At 70.5% G+C, this 16,269-nt stretch carries 18 protein-coding genes; 12 read left to right on the top strand and 6 right to left on the bottom strand.

The features are described 5' to 3' along the window. Positions 1 to 66: 66 nt before the first annotated feature. From JMJ55_RS19845 to JMJ55_RS19835, 3 genes are read right to left on the bottom strand one after another with little or no spacing between them, the layout of a single operon-like run. Entirely contained in the window at positions 67 to 540 is a 474-nt protein-coding gene (locus JMJ55_RS19845; RefSeq protein WP_202827334.1) for a VOC family protein, read from the bottom strand. 50 nt (positions 541 to 590) lie between these two features. Further along, positions 591 to 1,007 (bottom strand): SRPBCC family protein, encoded by a 417-nt coding sequence (locus JMJ55_RS19840; protein ID WP_202827333.1) that lies wholly within the window; start codon positions 1,005 to 1,007, stop codon positions 591 to 593. Next, positions 991 to 1,644, bottom strand: a complete 654-nt coding sequence (locus tag JMJ55_RS19835) for a TetR/AcrR family transcriptional regulator (RefSeq protein WP_202827332.1) — start codon at positions 1,642 to 1,644, stop codon at positions 991 to 993. The genes JMJ55_RS19840 and JMJ55_RS19835 overlap by 17 nt, the downstream gene beginning before the upstream one ends. 226 nt (positions 1,645 to 1,870) lie before the next feature. On the opposite strand from JMJ55_RS19835, the gene JMJ55_RS19830 reads away from it, so the two are divergent. The 4 genes from JMJ55_RS19830 (at position 1,871) to JMJ55_RS19815 (ending at position 5,741) form a co-directional block, all read left to right on the top strand. Then, positions 1,871 to 2,593, top strand: a complete 723-nt coding sequence (locus JMJ55_RS19830) for a transposase (RefSeq protein WP_328702707.1) — start codon at positions 1,871 to 1,873, stop codon at positions 2,591 to 2,593. Between the two features lie 195 nt (positions 2,594 to 2,788). Then, positions 2,789 to 4,165, top strand: coding sequence for an acyclic terpene utilization AtuA family protein (locus JMJ55_RS19825; RefSeq protein ID WP_328702706.1), 1,377 nt, complete (start codon positions 2,789 to 2,791; stop codon positions 4,163 to 4,165). Then, positions 4,162 to 4,491: an AtuA-related protein gene (locus JMJ55_RS19820; RefSeq protein WP_328702705.1), complete on the top strand. Its 330-nt coding sequence runs from the start codon at positions 4,162 to 4,164 to the stop codon at positions 4,489 to 4,491. The genes JMJ55_RS19825 and JMJ55_RS19820 overlap by 4 nt, the downstream gene beginning before the upstream one ends. Next, positions 4,488 to 5,741 (top strand): family 1 glycosylhydrolase, encoded by a 1,254-nt coding sequence (locus JMJ55_RS19815; RefSeq protein WP_202827330.1) that lies wholly within the window; start codon positions 4,488 to 4,490, stop codon positions 5,739 to 5,741. Before JMJ55_RS19820 ends, JMJ55_RS19815 begins: the two co-directional genes overlap by 4 nt. Here the strand turns inward: JMJ55_RS19815 and JMJ55_RS19810 are convergent. Beyond that, complete coding sequence (locus JMJ55_RS19810; RefSeq protein WP_202827329.1) at positions 5,738 to 6,682, bottom strand: SMP-30/gluconolactonase/LRE family protein; 945 nt, start codon at positions 6,680 to 6,682, stop codon at positions 5,738 to 5,740. The two genes, JMJ55_RS19815 and JMJ55_RS19810, sit on opposite strands and share 4 nt — an antisense overlap. A gap of 72 nt (positions 6,683 to 6,754) precedes the next feature. Beyond that, positions 6,755 to 7,177, bottom strand: coding sequence for a CBS domain-containing protein (locus JMJ55_RS19805; protein ID WP_202827328.1), 423 nt, complete (start codon positions 7,175 to 7,177; stop codon positions 6,755 to 6,757). Between the two features lie 79 nt (positions 7,178 to 7,256). On the opposite strand from JMJ55_RS19805, the gene JMJ55_RS19800 reads away from it, so the two are divergent. From JMJ55_RS19800 to JMJ55_RS19770, 7 genes are read left to right on the top strand one after another with little or no spacing between them, the layout of a single operon-like run. Next, on the top strand, positions 7,257 to 8,945 hold the full coding sequence (locus JMJ55_RS19800) for an acyl-CoA dehydrogenase family protein (RefSeq protein WP_202827327.1): 1,689 nt from the start codon (positions 7,257 to 7,259) through the stop codon (positions 8,943 to 8,945). Further along, complete coding sequence (locus JMJ55_RS19795; protein ID WP_202827326.1) at positions 8,942 to 9,700, top strand: 2-keto-4-pentenoate hydratase; 759 nt, start codon at positions 8,942 to 8,944, stop codon at positions 9,698 to 9,700. The genes JMJ55_RS19800 and JMJ55_RS19795 overlap by 4 nt, the downstream gene beginning before the upstream one ends. Next, positions 9,700 to 10,335: a TetR/AcrR family transcriptional regulator gene (locus tag JMJ55_RS19790; protein ID WP_202827325.1), complete on the top strand. Its 636-nt coding sequence runs from the start codon at positions 9,700 to 9,702 to the stop codon at positions 10,333 to 10,335. The genes JMJ55_RS19795 and JMJ55_RS19790 overlap by 1 nt, the downstream gene beginning before the upstream one ends. 54 nt (positions 10,336 to 10,389) lie before the next feature. Continuing rightward, positions 10,390 to 11,544, top strand: coding sequence for a Gfo/Idh/MocA family protein (locus tag JMJ55_RS19785; protein ID WP_202827324.1), 1,155 nt, complete (start codon positions 10,390 to 10,392; stop codon positions 11,542 to 11,544). A 4-nt stretch (positions 11,545 to 11,548) separates the two neighbouring features. Beyond that, a complete protein-coding gene (locus JMJ55_RS19780) occupies positions 11,549 to 12,706 on the top strand; it encodes a dihydrodipicolinate synthase family protein (protein ID WP_202827323.1) in 1,158 nt (385 codons plus the stop codon). Next, the gene (locus tag JMJ55_RS19775) at positions 12,703 to 13,521 is read left to right on the top strand and encodes a sugar phosphate isomerase/epimerase family protein (RefSeq protein WP_202827322.1); all 819 of its coding nucleotides are present in this window, start codon (positions 12,703 to 12,705) and stop codon (positions 13,519 to 13,521) included. Before JMJ55_RS19780 ends, JMJ55_RS19775 begins: the two co-directional genes overlap by 4 nt. After that, positions 13,515 to 14,480: a Bug family tripartite tricarboxylate transporter substrate binding protein gene (locus tag JMJ55_RS19770; RefSeq protein ID WP_202827321.1), complete on the top strand. Its 966-nt coding sequence runs from the start codon at positions 13,515 to 13,517 to the stop codon at positions 14,478 to 14,480. The genes JMJ55_RS19775 and JMJ55_RS19770 overlap by 7 nt, the downstream gene beginning before the upstream one ends. Here the strand turns inward: JMJ55_RS19770 and JMJ55_RS19765 are convergent. Continuing rightward, positions 14,467 to 15,711: an alpha/beta fold hydrolase gene (locus tag JMJ55_RS19765; protein WP_202827320.1), complete on the bottom strand. Its 1,245-nt coding sequence runs from the start codon at positions 15,709 to 15,711 to the stop codon at positions 14,467 to 14,469. The two genes, JMJ55_RS19770 and JMJ55_RS19765, sit on opposite strands and share 14 nt — an antisense overlap. A gap of 116 nt (positions 15,712 to 15,827) precedes the next feature. On the opposite strand from JMJ55_RS19765, the gene JMJ55_RS19760 reads away from it, so the two are divergent. Further along, on the top strand, positions 15,828 to 16,229 hold the full coding sequence (locus tag JMJ55_RS19760) for a low affinity iron permease family protein (protein ID WP_202827319.1): 402 nt from the start codon (positions 15,828 to 15,830) through the stop codon (positions 16,227 to 16,229). Positions 16,230 to 16,269 lie beyond the last annotated feature (40 nt).

The following is a 16,269-nucleotide window of genomic DNA, read 5'->3' as shown; positions in this document are numbered from 1 at the left end:
CCGCCAGAGGCCGGAGGGCCTCTGGACAACGCGAGTTCGGGGGGTGGCGCATCCGGGATGCGGGGGTCAGCCGCGGCGTGCGGCCTCGATCGCGGCGACGTCGATCTTCCGCATGCCCATCATCGCGTCGAAGGCACGCTTCGCTTCGTCACCGCCGGCCGCCAGCGCATCGGTCAGGACGCGCGGCGTGATCTGCCAGGAAAGCCCCCAGCGGTCCTTGCACCAGCCGCAGGCGCTTTCCTGCCCGCCATTTCCGACGATGGCATCCCAGTAGCGGTCCGTCTCCGCCTGATCCTCGGTGGCGATCTGGAAGGAGAAGGCTTCGCTGTGGCGGAAGGCGGGACCGCCGTTCAGGCCGAGGCAGGGGATGCCGGCGACGGTGAATTCCACCGTCAGCACATCGCCCGCCTTGCCGGACGGGTAGTCGCTGGGGGCGCGGTGCACGGCCCCGACCCGGCTATCGGGGAAGGTCCCGGCATAGAAGCGCGCCGCTGCCTCCGCGTCGCGGTCGTACCAGAGGCAGATCGTGTTCTTCGCCATTGCGTTTCCTCCTCGCTTGAAAGGGGATCGTCCAGCCCTTTGCGCCGGCCTCAGCCGGCCTGCCGCGACCGCTCCACATGCCGGGCGAAATTATCGAGGATCGCCTGCCAGCCAGCCCGCTGCTGGTCTTCCGTGTGCGTCGTTTCGGCGTCGAAGGTCACGCGCAGCGTGACGCCCTCGGGCGCCTGCATGAACTCCACCCGCGCCTTGCGGTCGCCGAAGGCGTATTCGATCAGTTCCTGGGGAAGGACCTTCGTGTAGGTCCCGGCGAAGTCGAAGCCCATGCTGCCATCCTTCGCCTCCATCCGCGACGAGAAGGCACCGCCCGGACGCAGATCGACCGAGGCCTGCGTGGTGTGCCAGTCATCCGATGCCGCGTTCCAGCGGATGATATCCGCGGGTGTCGTATAGGCACGCCAGACTTCGGTGATCGGTGCGCCGACACGCGTTTCAACCGTGATCTGCATGGGACCTCTCCGGAGTGCAGGGAAGGCGGAACAGGAGTTCGATGTAGCGGCGCAGATGGGCGACGCTGTCCGCGGCAATGGCGGCATCACCCGTCGCCTTCGCCAGGATGAATGCGCCCTGCAACACGGCCTGGGTATGCAGGGCGAGGCTTCGCGCCGACCAGTCGGCGCGGATGCCATGGCGCTCCATCGCAGCGTCGATATCGGCTTCGAGTGTTGCCGCGTGGCCGCCGATGCTGGCCTCGCAGGCCGCGCGGATGCGCGGGTGGGTGTCATGGGTTTCCTGCACCATCGTGCCGACGAGGCAGGTGAATTCCGGCACGCTCCCCTGCAGGATGGCCGCGCGAAAATCGACATAGCCGAGCACCCGGTCGAGCGGATCGGCGTGCCGGTGATAGGGCGCGGCCTCGAAGAATGCGCCGGTTGTGTCCGACCAGTATGCCGCCGCCGCGGTCGCGAGCGCTTCCTTATCCTTGAAGTGATGGAAGAAGGATCCCTTGGCGACGCCGGCCTTGGCGCAGAGGTCGTCAACGGTCGTCGCCGCGTAGCCCTTCGACCGGATCAGCATGACCGCGGCATCCAGCAGCTTTCGCCGGGCTGCCGCCATGGGTCGGTTCGGCTGGGTTTCGGATGGCATGGGGCCTTATACCGACCAGTCGGTATAAGATCAATGGTAACGAGCAGCGCCAGGCGGGCGCGGGTTGCCTTGCCGCCTCGCCCTGGGCGAGGCGCGCCTGCGCCGGCGGACAATCCGCTGCGGGTCGAACCAGTGGTCCGGGCGCAAGCGTGCCGCTGCGGGCGCAGGACTTGCCTTGTCGGTGAGTTCTTGTTATGTTCTGTTCCCGCAACCGGAGCCCGCCCCCATGCTCCTCCGCCGCCGCAGGCGCCGACGCGCCGACCCCATCCCCGCCGGCATCATTCCCAAGGACTTCGTGGTCCGGCACGACCTGCTGCGCCGGCTCTGCCTCGACCCGATCACCGGACTGACGCCGCCCCGGCCCTGGGCGCCGATGACCGACAGCGAATGGGCCGCGCTGGAGCCGGTGCTCGCCAGCATGGGCTGCGGCCTGCACGACCGGGGCCGGCCGCTCGACTGCACCCCACGCGAGCGCCTGGATGCCATCTTCCGCTGGGCCACCACCAAGCACCGCGGTGGACGCGCCCCCTGGCGCCTGCTGCCGGAGGAGTTCGGCAAGCCGGATACCGTCAGCCGGAGCTACCGTCGCTGGGCCAAGCAGGGGCTCTGGGCCCGGCTGCTGGTCGAACTCGCCCTCAAGCGCGAGGCGCTGGCCAGCCTCGCCCACCGCCTCTGCTGCGCCTTCCGTCGCGCCATCCGCATCATGGGGAGCCTGCGCTCGATCGTGCTGGCGAGGCGCCTGAAGCTCTTCTCCGCCCTGCCCGCGCCCTCGCAATACCTCCCCGATCCGGATTTGTCCGAAATCTACCGTCCCATCCATCTGGCCTTCGCCGACTCCATGCTGAAGCGCCTCTGGTTCCCGCCCGCACGCCTCTTCCGCCTGCTCAAGGCGATGCACCGCATCGCCGGCGGCCGCGCCCGCATCCCACGCTGGATGGAACCGGCGTGATGCGGCGCCCCATTTCCCTTCCGGGCCCTGACGCGGCTTTGCCGCGGCAGGCTTGCGACCCCGCCGGCCGCAGGGCGTCTCCGGGGCCCCCGCGGCACCGCGCAGCGGTGTCGTGGGGAATGCCCGCGTGATCCCCGCTGGCCGGACCCGCCCCCAGGCCCCATCTTCCGGGGCAACAGGATGGGAGGACACCGGGTGACATTCCTTGTCGGCAACGGCAGCGGCTTTTCCGGCGACCGGGTGGATGCCCCCATCCCCGTCGTCCGCAGCCTCGTCGCCAGCGGCCTCCCCGCCGCCCTCTTCTTCGAGACGCTGGGCGAACGCACCGTCGCCCTCGCCCAGCTCGAACGCCGCCGCGACCCCGAGGCGGGCTATGAGCCGATGCTGGAGCGGCTGCTGGAACCCATCCTCGCCGACTGCCACCGGCATCGCATCCCGATCCTCGGCAATTTCGGCGCCGCCAACCCGCCCGCCGCGGCGCGCCTCATCGCCCGCCTGGCGCGGCGCCTCGGCCTGCCCAACCTCCGCATCGCGGTGGTCGAGGGCGATGACGTCATGGGCCAGATCGCCCTCGACCAGCTGCCGGTGCATGAGGCCGATGGCAGCCTCGATATGCGCCATGCCCGGCTGGTCGCCGCCAATGCCTATATCGGGGCGGAGCCGCTGGCCGCCGCGCTCGCCGCCGGCGCCGATGTGGTGGTGGCCGGCCGCACCTCGGACCCCGCGCTCGCCATCGCGCCGCTCATGAACCATTTCGGCTGGGCGGCGGATGATTGGGAGCGGCTGGCGATCGGCGCCGCCTGCGGCCATCTCCTCGAATGCGGCAGCCAGGTCACCGGCGGCGTCTTCTGGGACCCAGGCTTCAAGGACATCCCCGACCCCGCCAATATCGGCTTCCCCATCGCCGAGGTGACGGCGGAAGGCGGCCTCGTCATCACCAAGCCCGCGGATACCGGCGGCCTGGTCGATTTCCGCACGGTGAAGGAGCAGCTGCTGTACGAGCTGCACGACCCCGCCCGCTACATCACGCCCGATGTGGTGCTCGACATCACCGGCTGCCACCTCGAACAGCTCGGCCCCGACCGCGTGGCGGTGCACGGCTTGCGCGGCCATCCGCGGCCGGAGACGCTGAAGGTCACCGCCTGCTTCGAGGGAAGCTGGCTCGGCGAGGGGGAGGTCTCGGTCGCCGGCCCCAATGCCCTGGCCCGCGCCCGCGCCACCGCCGACGTGCTGCACCGCCGGCTCGAGATGCGCGGCCTGCCGGTGCGCGCCCGGCTCGACCTCATCGGCCTCGCCAGCGTGCTCGACAGCGATGCGGGCACGCTCTGGCGCGGCTATGAGGGACCCGAGCCGCCCGAGCTCCGCATCCGCCTCGCCGCCGAAGGCGCCGACCGCGACGCGGTGGACCAGGCGGCGCGGGAGGTGCTGGCGCTGCTCTGCTGCGGCACGGCCGGGACGGGGGGCGCCCGCTGGCGCGTCACGCCCCGCATCCTGACGCGGAGTTACCTGGTCCTGCGCGAGAGGGTGCCGACCCGCTTCACCCTCCGCACCGCCGAGGAGATGGCGGCATGAGCGCGATGAAGGACGTCCCCCTGCACGCCATCGCCCATGCCCGGGCCGGGGACAAGGGCAACCGCGCCAACATCTCCCTCATCCCCTACGACCCGGCGCATTACGCGCTGCTGGCCGAGCAGGTGACGGAGGCGCGGGTGCTGGAGCTCTTCGCCCATCGCGGCGCGACCCGCTGCACGCGCTATGACCTGCCGCTGCTGCAGGCCTTCAACTTCGTCATCGACGACGTGCTGGAAGGCGGGGTCAACGGCAGCCTCAACCTCGACGGCCATGGCAAGACCGCCTCCTTCCGGCTGCTCTCCCTCATGGTGAGGGTTCCCGCATGACCTATTTCATGTTCGCCACCGGCATTGAGAACAGCAACCCGACCATCGAGGGTGGGCGCGTCCGCCGCGACCAGATGGAGGAATGCGGCCACTATGCGCGGTGGAAGGAAGACCTCGCCCTGGTGGCGGAGACGGGCTGCGGCTTCCTCCGCATCGGCCCGCCCATTCACCGCACCCTGCTCGGCCCCGGCCGGCATGACTGGGACTATGCCGACCAGGTCTTCGCGGAGATGCGGCGGCTGAAGATCGTGCCCATCGTCGATCTCTGCCATTTCGGCCTGCCGGACTGGCTGGGGGATTTCCAGAACCCCGACTTCCCCGCCGCCTTCGCGGAGTATGCGCGGGCCTTCGCCGAGCGCTTCCCCTGGGTGCAGCTCTACACCCCCGTCAACGAGATGTACATCACCGCCATCTTCTCCGCCCGCTATGGCTGGTGGAACGAGCAGTTGCGGAGCGACCGCGGCTTCGTCACCGCGCTCAAGCACATCGTCCGCGCCAATGTCCTGGCGATGGAGGCGATCCTCGAGGTGCGGCCGGATGCGCTCTTCATCCAGAGCGAGAGCTCGGAATACTACCACGCCGACAGCCCCGCCGCGATCGGCCCGGCCGAGGTGATGAATGCCGAGCGCTTCCTCTCCCTCGACCTCAACTACGGCATCCGCGTCTCCTCGGAGATGTATGACTACCTGCTCGACAACGGCATGACGCGGGAGGAATACCGCTTCTTCATGAGCCATCGGCTGAAGCGCTGGTGCATCATGGGCAACGACTACTACGTGACGAACGAGCATCTGGTCTCGCCCGACGGTCGGACCCGCGCCTCGGGCGAGGTCTTCGGCTATGCCACCATCACCCGGCAGTATTACGACCGCTACCGGATGCCGGTGATGCATACCGAGACCAACCTGCAGGAAGGCCCGCGTGGGGACGAGGCGGTGCAATGGCTCTGGAAGCAATGGGCCAATGTGCTGCGCGTCAGGAACGACGGCGTGCCGGTGGTGGGCTTCACCTGGTTCTCATTGATCGATCAGGTGGATTGGGACACGGCGCTGCGCGAGAGGAACGGCCGGCAGAACCCGCTCGGCCTCTATGACCTCGACCGCAAGGTCAGGAAGGTTGGCCTCGCCTACCGGAAGCTCATCTCCGACTGGCGGGACGTGCTGCCGGCGCAGAGCCTCTGCCTCCAGGTCCCGGTGCATATGCTGCGGGACCCGGATGGCTGGCCCGAGGGCGAGGGGCGGGAGTGCTAGCCGCCAGCCACCCCTTGCGTGTTGACATAGAGCGAGAAGAGCGACTGCGCGGCGGACATGAAGAGCCGGTTCCGGTGCCGCCCGCCGAAGCAGAGATTGGCGCAGCGTTCCGGCAGGTGGATATGGCCGATCGGGACGCCTGCGCTGCTGAAGACGCGGACGCCGTCGAGCTGCGGCGTCATCCCCCAGCCGCACCAGAGATTGCCATCGATATCGACACGGAAGCCGTCCGGCGTCTCGTCCGGCGCGCAGGCGATGAAGGTGCGGCGTTTGCGCAGCGTCGCGCCGTCCACGTCATAGGCCAGGATGTTGCGCGGCGAGCTGCGGCTCTCGATGATGTAGAGCAGGCTTTCATCGGGGCTGAAGGCCAGGCCGTTCGGGTGGTCGATGTCGTCGGCGACGCAGGTGATGGCGCCGGTCTGGCCGTCCACGCGGTAGACGTTGGTATGCGGCAGCTCGGCCTGGATCTTGATGCCCTCATAGAAGGCATAGGTGCCGAAGGGCGGATCGGTGAACCAGACCGATCCATCGGACTTCACCACCACGTCGTTGGGGCTGTTGAGCCGCTTGCCCTGGTAGCTGTCGGCCAGCACGGTCGTGCTGCCGTCATATTCGAAGCGCACCACGCGCCGCCCGGCATGCTCGCAGGCGATGATGCGGCCCTCGCGGTCGCGGGTATGGCCATTGGCATTGTTGGAGGGCTTCTGCCACTCGCTCACCGTGCCTGTCGCTTCGTCCCACTTCAGGACGCGGTTGTTCGGGATGTCGGACCAGAGCAGGCAGCGCATATCGCCGAGCCAGACCGGCCCCTCGCCCCAGCGGGACCCGGTCCAGAGCCGCTCCACCGCCGAGAGGGCGAGGTGGTATTTCTTGAAGGCGGGGTCGAGGGCGACAATGGACGGGTCCGGGTAGCGTTCGCTCGGCTGCCAGCGATCGGTCATGGCGGTTCCTTCCCCCTGGTTGCGGCGCGATCCTGCCCACCGCCCCCGCCGAGGTCCAGCCCTCCCCGCTCCTCAGCCCGGATCGGGCTGCGCCCTCAGCGCCCGCTGCTGAACCCGGATCTTGTGTTTCACCAGGTCGCGGATGCTGACGATCCCGGCCAGCTCGGTCCCGTCCATCACCGGCAGGTGGCGGAAATAGCCGGCATCCATGATCTCCATCGCCTGGTCGACGGAGGTCTGCATGGTCACCGTCGTCACCTGGCGGGTCATCAGGTCGCTCGCGGTCTGCTCCAGCGCCCGGACGCCGTGGCGGGCCAGGGCCTTCACCACGTCGCGTTCGCTGACGATGCCGACCAGCCCGCCGTGGTCGGCCAGCACCACCAACGCGCCGATCCGGCGGGAGGCGATGACGGAGGCGATCTCGGCGATTCCGGCCTCGGGCGAGACGGAGACGACATTGCGGCCCTTCTCGCGGATCACGGCGGCGATGGACATGATGCAGGCCCTCCCTGGCGTGTTCTTCTCCCGCCGGGAAGCCTAGCATGACGGGGCCGGGACGCGGCATGCTGTGTGCATGGACAGCTTGCCCTTCACGCCGCCCCCGAGCGGGGCCGAGGCCGTGCCCGACAGCCATGGGCTGAACCTCTTCCGTGCCGATCCGTGGCTGGCGCCGCTGCTCGGCCTCTATCTGCCGTCCGACCTGCTGGCGCATCTGGCGCCGCATCTGGACCGGATGGGGGCGCTGGCCGGCGGGCGGCTGGATGTCCTGGCCGGCGAGGCGGACCGCAATCCGCCCGAGCTGCTGCACCGCAACCGCCGCGGCGAGGATGCGCAGCGGATCGACTACCACCCGGCGTACCGCGAGCTGGAACGGGTGGCCTTCGCCGAGTTCGGGCTGGCCGCCATGTCGCACCGGCCCGGCGTGCTGGGCTGGCCGGCGCCGATGCCGCCGGCGGCCAAGTATGCGCTGAGCTATCTCTTCGTGCAGGCGGAATTCGGCCTGTGCTGCCCGCTCTCGATGACCGATGCGCTGGCCCGGACGCTCCGCCGCTTCGGCGACCCGGCGCTGGTGGCGCGCTACCTGCCGGGGCTGACCGCGACCGATCTCGATGCGCTGCGCCAGGGCGCGATGTTCATGACCGAGCAGGGCGCCGGCTCCGACATCGCGGCAACCGCAGTGCTGGCCGAGCCGCAGGCAGATGGAACCTGGGCGCTGACCGGCGACAAGTGGTTCTGCAGCAATGCCGATGCAGGGATGGCGCTGGTGCTGGCGCGGCGTCGCGGCGGGCCGGCGGGGCTCCGGGGCGTCTCGCTCTTCCTCCTGCCGCGGGAGAGGCCGGATGGCTCGCCCAACGCCTATCGGATCGTGCGTCTGAAGGACAAGCTCGGCACCCGTTCCATGGCCTCGGGCGAGATCCGGCTGGAAGGGGCGACGGCCTTCCTGGTCGGCGAGCCGGAGGCGGGCTTCAAGCAGATGGCCGATATGGTCAATGCCTCCCGCCTCTCGAACGGGATGCGGGCGGCGGGGCTGATGCGGCGCGCGGTGACCGAGGCGGTCTTCGTCGCCCGCCATCGCATCGCCTTCGGCCGGACGCTGATCGAGATGCCGCTGATGCGCCGCCAGCTGATGAAGCTGGTCCTGCCGATGGAGCAGGCGCGCAGCATGGTCTTCCAGGCGGCCGAGGCGCTGCGGCGCAGCGATGCCGGGGAGGCGGGCGCCTATGCCCTGCTGCGCATCCTGACGCCGCTGCTGAAATTCCGCGCCTGCCGCGACGCCCGCCGCGTCACGGGCGATGCGATGGAGGTGCGTGGCGGCTGCGGCTATATCGAGGAATGGCCGGATGCGCGGCTGCTGCGCGACTCCCATCTCGGCAGCATCTGGGAGGGGACGAGCAATATCGTCGCCCTCGACGTGCTGCGGGCGGCGCAGCGCGAAGGCTCGCTGCCGGTGCTGCGGGCGCATGTGCATGGGCTGCTCGGCAATGGCGCGGCCCTGCCGGAGGCGCTGCCGGCCTTCGACCGTGCCGCTGCCCTGGCGGCACGCGCGCAGGAGAACCCGGCCCTCGCGCGGCAGGCGGCGAGCGCGCTCTATCACCTGACCTCGGCGGCGGCGATGGCCTGGGAAGCGGAGCGGCTCGGCGATCCCGACCGGCTGGCCCTCGCCCGGCTGGTGCTGGCGCACCGGGTGCTGCCGCGCGACCCGCTGGAGGATACGGATGCCGCCGTGCCGGATGCGCTGCTGGCTCGGGCGCTGGCGCCATGATGCTGGCCGATCTGCTGCTGGCGGCGCGGCGGGACGGGCGGCAGGTCGCCGCCCTGCCGCCGCATCTGGTGCCGACCGATGCCGATGCCGCCTATGCCGTGGCGGCCGAGGTGGCGGCGCGGCTCGGCTGGGCGCCGCTCGGTTGGAAAGTCGCCGGCACCAATGACGTGATGCGCGCCCGGCTCCGCATGCCGGAGCCGATCTTCGGCCGCAGCTTCGGCCCCCTGCTCGCCAGCCCGGTGCGGCTGGACCATGCGGCGCTGCTGGACCCGATCGTCGAGGCGGAATTCTTCTTCCGCCTCGCCAGGGACCTGCCGCCCCGCGCCACGCCCTGGACCGAGGCGGAGGTCGCGGCGGCGGTCGATGCCGTGCATGCCGGGGTGGAGGTGGCGGAATGCCGCTTCCCCACCGCCGCCCTGCCGCCCTTCACCGCGATCCTGGCCGATGGCAGCGGCAATGGCCGCTATGTGCTGGGACCGGCCATCCCCGACTGGCGCGACGGCCTGGCCGCCATGCCCGTGGTGGTGGCGGTGGACGGCACCCCGCGCCGGCATGGCAGCGGGGCGGAGGTGATGGGCGACCCGCTGCGGTCGCTGGTCTGGCTGGCGAACCGGCTGCCGCGCGCCGGCACCCATCTGCGGGCTGGGGAATGGGTCAGCACCGGCACCGCCACCGGCATGCTGGCCCCCCCGCGCGGCGCGCGGGTCACCGCCTGCTTCGGCAGCCTGCCGGAGATCATCATGGATTTCGACTGATGGCGGAGGCCGAGACCGCCCTCTCGCCCCGTGCCGCGGCGACGCGGCAGCGCATCCTCGACGCGGCGCTGGTGGAATTCGCTGAGAAGGGGCTGGCCGGGGCACGGGTCGATGAGATCGCGCTGCGGGCGGGCGCCAACAAGCGGATGCTCTACGCCCATTTCGGCAGCAAGGAAGACCTCTGGCTGGTGGTGCTGGAAGGCGCCTATGCCGTCAAGCGGGCCGAGGAGCGGGCGCTGCGGGTGGAGGCGCTGCCGCCGCCCGAGGCGATGCGGCGGCTGGTGGAATTCAACCTGCGCTACACCGCGGCCCACCCCGAATTCGTCGCGCTGCTGAACCAGGAGAATATCCACCGCGCCGCCTATCTGCGGCGGTCGGCCCAGGTGCCGGCCCTGTATTCGCCGCTGCTGGAACAGATCAGCACGGTGCTGGCGCGCGGGGCGGAGGCGGGGATCTTCCGGCGCGATGTCGATCCGATGCAGCTCTATGTCACCATCGTGGCGCTCGGGCATTTCTTCGTCGCCAATATCCATACTCTCTCGACCGTGCTCGGCGCCGGGCTGGAGAGCGAGGCGGCGCTGGCGGCGCGGGAGGCACATGCGGTGGAGGTCGTGCTCGGCTATCTGCGGCCTTGACTCCAGCATGGGGTAACCGGATGGTTACCTGACGGTCCAGGGAGGGTTCGGGAGATGGCGGAACGCCGCATCGGCATCATCATGAACGGCGTCACCGGCCGGATGGGGACGAACCAGCACCTCATCCGCTCCATCGCCGCCATCCGCGCCGATGGCGGGGTGCGGCTGGCGAATGGCGACCGGCTGGTGCCCGACCCGGTCCTGGTCGGCCGCAACCGGGAGAAGCTGGAGGCACTGGCGCGCGCCCATGGCGTCACGCGGGTCTCGACCGACCTCGCTGCCTGCCTCGCCGATCCGAAGGATGAGCTGTTCTTCGATGCCGCGACGACGCAGCTGCGCGCCGGGCTGATCGAGCGCGCCATCGCCTCGGGCAAGCACATCTATGTGGAGAAGCCGACCGCCGACAACCTGGAAGACGCGCTGCGCGTGGCGCGGCTGGCGAAGCAGGCCGGCATCAAGCATGGCGTGGTGCAGGACAAGCTCTTCCTGCCCGGGCTGCGCAAGCTGAAGATGGTGATCGACAGCGGCTTCCTCGGCCGCATCTGCAGCGTGAAGGGCGAGTTCGGCTACTGGGTCTTCGAAGGCGACCTGCAGCCGGCGCAGCGGCCGAGCTGGAACTACAAGGCGGCCGAGGGCGGCGGCATCATCCTCGATATGCTCTGCCACTGGCGCTACGTGCTCGACAATCTCTTCGGCGAGGTCGAGGCGGTCTCCTGCCTCGGCGCGACGCATATTCCGGAGCGGATCGGCGAGGACGGCAAGCCCTACAAGGCCGATGTGGACGATGCCGCCTATGCCACCTTCCAGCTGCGCGGCGGCATCATTGCGCATATCAACAGCAGCTGGGTGACGCGCGTCCGGCGCGACGACCTCGCCACCTTCCAGGTGGATGGCACCCATGGCAGCGCCGTCGCTGGCCTGCAGAAATGCTGGACGCAGAGCCGGGTGAACACGCCGAAGCCGGTCTGGAACCCCGACATCCCGCAGCCGATCGACTTCTTCGCGGGCTGGCAGGAAGTGCCGAACACCCAGGACTACCCCAACGGCTTCCGCGCCCAGTGGGAGATGTTCCTGCGGTACATGGCGGGCGAGACGGCGAGCTTCCCCTGGGATCTCTCGGCCGGCGCCAAGGGCGTGCAACTGGCCGAAGCGGGGCTCCAGAGCTGGCGCGAGCGCCGCTGGATCGACCTGCCCACGCTGGAGGTATAGGACCATGACCAGCATCGACCTGCCGAACGGCCGCGCAATCGAGCGGTTCACGCTCAGCCCGCCGCGCAGCTTCCCGCGCGCGACGCCGCCCTTTCCGCGCATCGCCCTCGCCGCGGCGCATGTCGTCGCCGATCCGCGCGCCGAGCAGGATCCCTGGCTGGATGCAAAGGTGGACTGGGACCGCACCATCGCCTTCCGCCGGCATCTCTGGGCGCTCGGCCTTGGCGTCGCCGAGGCGATGGATACGGCGCAGCGCGGCATGGGGCTCGACTGGGCCGGCGCGCAGGAGCTGATCCGGCGCAGCCTGGATGCCATGCGGGACGTCCCCGGCGCGGTGATGGCGAGCGGGGCGGGGACCGACCACCTCGCGCCGGGGCCGGATGTCACGGTGGATGACGTGATCCGCGCCTATGAGGAACAGTGCGAAGCCATCGAGGCGATGGGCGGCCGCATCATCCTCATGGCCTCCCGCGCGCTGTCCAAGGCGGCGCGCGGCCCGGCCGATTACGAACGGGTCTATGGCCGCATCCTGTCGCAGCTGCGGGAGCCGGTGATCATCCACTGGCTGGGCGAGATGTTCGACCCGGCGCTGGAAGGCTATTGGGGCGCGGGCGACCACTATCGGGCGATGGAGACGGCGCTGGCGGTCATCGCCGCCCATGCCGACAAGGTGGATGGCGTGAAGATCAGCCTTCTCGACAAGGAGAAGGAGATTGCCATGCGCCGCCGCCTGCCGAAGGGCGTGCGGATGTACACCGGCGACGACTTCAACTATGCCGAGCTGATCGCGGGCGATGCCGAGGGCCATTCCGATGCGCTGCTCGGCATCTTCGACCCGATCGCGCCGGCGGTGGGCGGGGCGCTGGCGGCGCTTTCGGCCGGGGACCTCAAGGGCTTCCACGGCATCCTGGCGCCGACCGTGCCGCTCAGCCGGCACATCTTCCGGGCGCCGACCCGCTTCTACAAGACGGGCGTGGTCTTCATGGCCTGGCTGAACGGGCATCAGGACCATTTCACCATGGTCGGCGGCCAGCAATCGGCCCGCAGCATCGGCCACTTCGCCGAGCTGTTCCGGCTGGCCGATGCCGCCGGCCTGCTGCGCGACCCGGAGATGGCGGTGACGCGGATGCGCGGGCTGCTGGCCGTGCACGGCATCGCATGAGCAAGCCGGGCCCCCTCTCCCTCAACACCGTCACGGTGCGGGACCGCTGGAACCTCGCGCAATGCATCGAGGGCTGCGCGCGGCACGGCATCCCCGGCCTCTCGCCCTGGCGGGACAAGGTCGCCGAGATGGGCCTCGCCGCCGCGGCGCGGCGCATCCGCGAGGCCGGCTTGTTCGTCTCCGGCCTCTGCCGCGGCGGGATGTTCCCCGCCGCTGATGCGGCCGGGCGGCAGACGGCGATCGAGGACAATCTCCGCGCCATCGAGGAGGCGCATGCGCTGGGCGCCGCCTGCCTGGTGGTGCTGGGCGGCGGGCTGCCGCCCGGCTCGAAGGATCTGCCCGCCGCGCGGGCGATGTTCCATGACGGGCTGGCCGCGGTGCTGCCGGCGGCGCGGGCGGCGGGCGTGACGATCGCGCTGGAGCCGCTGCACCCGATGACCTGCGCCGATCGCAGCGTGCTGAGCACGCTCGGCCAGGCGCTCGACCTCGCCGAGGAATTCGGCGAAGGCGTCGGCATCGCGCTCGATGTCTATCATGTCTGGTGGGACCCGGAGCTGGCGCGGCAGGTGGCCCGCGCCCGCGGGCGGATCGCTGCCTTCCATGTCTGCGACTGGCTGGTGCCGACGAGCGATCTGGTCTTCGATCGCGGCATGATGGGCGACGGCGTCATCGACATCCCCGGCATCCGCGCCATGGCGGAGGCCGCCGGCTATGCCGGGCCCTGCGAGGTGGAGATCCTCTCCAGGCGCTGGTGGGCCGAGGATCCCGATCAGGTGCTGCGGCTGGCCAAGGAACGGCACGCCTCGGCATGCTAGGCGGGCGGCGCGGCCTGCTGCTGGGCGGCCTCGCCGCGCCGGTGCTCGCCCGGGCGCAGCGCTTCCCGGACCGGCCGCTCCGCCTGATTGTTCCCTTTGCGCCGGGCGGCGCCTCGGACCTCGTCGCCCGCATCCTGGCGGAGCCGATGGCCGAGGCGCTGGGCCAGCCGGTGGTGGTGGACAACCGGCCGGGCGCCGGCGGCAATCTCGGCGCGGAACTGGCGGCGCGGGCGGCACCGGATGGGCAGACCCTGCTGCTCGGCGCACCGGGGGCGCTGACGGTCAACCCGCATCTCTATCCCAGCCTGCCCTTCGACCCGCGGCGGGACTTCGCGCCCATCAGCCAGGTCTTCAGCACCGACCATGCGGTGGTGGTGCATCCCGGCATCCCGGCCGCAACGCTGCCCGACTTCATCGCCCTGCTGCGGGCGCGGCCGAGGCAGCTCGCCTATGCCTCGGCCGGGACCGGGGCGACGACGCATCTGTTCGGGGAGCTGTTCCGGATGCAGGCGGGGGTGGAGATCCTGCACATCCCCTATCGCGGCAGCGGGCCGGCCGTCGCGGATCTCGTCGCCGGCACTGTGCAGGCGATGTTCGACCAGCTCCCCTCCTCGATCGGCCATGTGCAGGCGGGGCGGCTCAGGGCATTGGCGACAACCGGCGCGCGGCGCAATGCGCTGCTGCCTGCGGTGCCGACCGCGGCCGAGGCCGGGATGCCGGACTACGGCGTCACATCCTGGAATGCGCTGCTGGTGCCGGCGGGGACGCCGGCGCCGGTGGTGGCGCGGCTGAATGCGGTGGTCGGGGCCGCGCTCGACCTACCGGCGGTGCGGCAGAGAATGGCTCCCCTTGGGGCCGAGCCGGCGGCGGGCACGCCGGAGGCGCTGGCCGCGCTGCTGGCCGCCGAGACGGAGCGTTGGGGCCGGGTGGTGCGGGAGGCGCGGATCACGGTGCAGTAGCCATCCGCTCCAGCACCGGCAGCAGATGCGGCTTCAGCCCCGGCCAGTTCTCGCTCATCGGGAAATGGCCGATGCCGGGCATGATCTCCAGCGTCGCGCCGGGGATGGCGGCGGCGGTGGCGCGGCTGTCCTCCGGCCGGCAGGAATAGTCGAACTCTCCGGTCAGCAGGGCGACGGGGCAGCGGGTGGTGTCGATCCGCGCCAGCTTCGGGCGCAGGTCGCCCTCCTCGGCGTAGAAATGCAGGTCGCCGCGGAAGATGCCGGGGCCGCCCTGCATATAGTGCCACAGTGTCTCCCATCGCGCTGGCTCGGGCGCCGAGGGCCCGACCAGGCCGGAGACCAGGGCGCCGCAGACCTCCCCGCCATGGATCTGCGGATGGTGCAGCACCGAGAGGTCGTAATAGCTGCCGGTGAAGGCGCTGCCCTGCAGGCCGATGACGCCGCGCCACCGGCCGGGATGCTCCGCCGCCAGGTCCAGCACGATCCGCCCGCCGATGGAGCAGCCCATGACGATCGGCCGGTCGAGGCCGAGCGCCTCGGCCATCCGGAGGACGAGGCCGGTATAGCCGGCGGTGGTCAGCCGGTACTCCTCCCGCTGCCAGCCCTGTGGCGGGCTCGACTTGCCGTGGCGCGGCATGTCGAAGGCGATGCAGCGGAAGCGGCGGGTGAGGTCGGCATCGTTCAGCAGGTCCCGCCATTGCCGCCCGTCGCTGCCGGCGGTGTGCAGCAGCAGCAGCGGGATGCCCTCGCCGGCTTCCTCGACATAGACGCGATGCGGCCGGCCCTCGATATCCATCCGGAAATAGCGCCCCGTGATCGGCTCCACCGTGACGGCACCATAGGGGGTGGCCGGTTCGGGGGCGGGGGCGGCGCGGCCGGCGAGCAGGGCGAAGAGCCCCTTGAACCACATCAGGTGGGCGAAGAAGCGGATGGTGTCGCCCTCGATCCGCAGGGCGCCCTGGCGGCGCAGCGCCAGCAGGTCATGCCAGCCGGGCAGGGGGGTGGGGGAGAGGAAGCGCTCGAACCCCTCCGCCCCGATCCGCAGCGCCAGGGTGAAGCGGGGCATGGGGAAGGGGCCGGGCCGCACCGCCAGGATCTGGCCGTCATGGATGCTCAGCAGCCAGGCGCGGTCACCGATCTCGAGCAGCAATTCCGCTTCCAACTGCCGGCCCCAGCGGGCGAGGTCGCTGGCTGCCACGCGGGCGGGCAGAGCTTGCATGGCTTGGTCCATTCTCGGTCCTCCCTGGTTCTTGCGGAGGAGCATGGACCAGGCCAGCGCGGGGGGCCATGGCGGCACTGTAAGCGGACGGTCATGCAACGACCGCCGCCTCGCCGCGTTGGCCTTGCATGTCCCGCTGGTTCTCCCGCGCCGCGCAATGGGCCTCCTGCCAGGCAGGCCGGTCCTGGGCCTTCATCCTCGCCTGCATCGTGGTGCTGGCCTGGGCGGTGACGGGCCCCCTCTTCGACTATTCCGACACCTGGCAGCTGGTCATCAACACCGGCACGACCATCGTCACCTTCCTGATGGTCTTCCTCATCCAGCATGCCCAGAACCGCGACACCCAGGCGATCCAGGTGAAGCTCGACGAGCTGATCCGGGCGACGCGCGGGGCGCATAACAGCCTGATCGCGCTGGAGGAGCAGGGAGAGGAGGCGCTGGCCGAGGCGCGGGAGGAGATGCGCGACGCGGTGGAGGAGGTGATCCCGGCCGCCCGCGCCGTGGTGCGGGAAGCGGCCAAGGCCCCCTGACCCCGCCACCCCGCCACGCTATATGAGGGGGACTTCAGGA

The organism is Belnapia mucosa, from assembly GCF_016775475.1.
GTDB classification, from domain to species: Bacteria; Pseudomonadota; Alphaproteobacteria; order Acetobacterales; family Acetobacteraceae; genus Belnapia; species Belnapia mucosa.
Note: the sequence above shows the minus strand (reverse complement) of the source record. Positions and strands in the feature narration are given on the sequence as shown.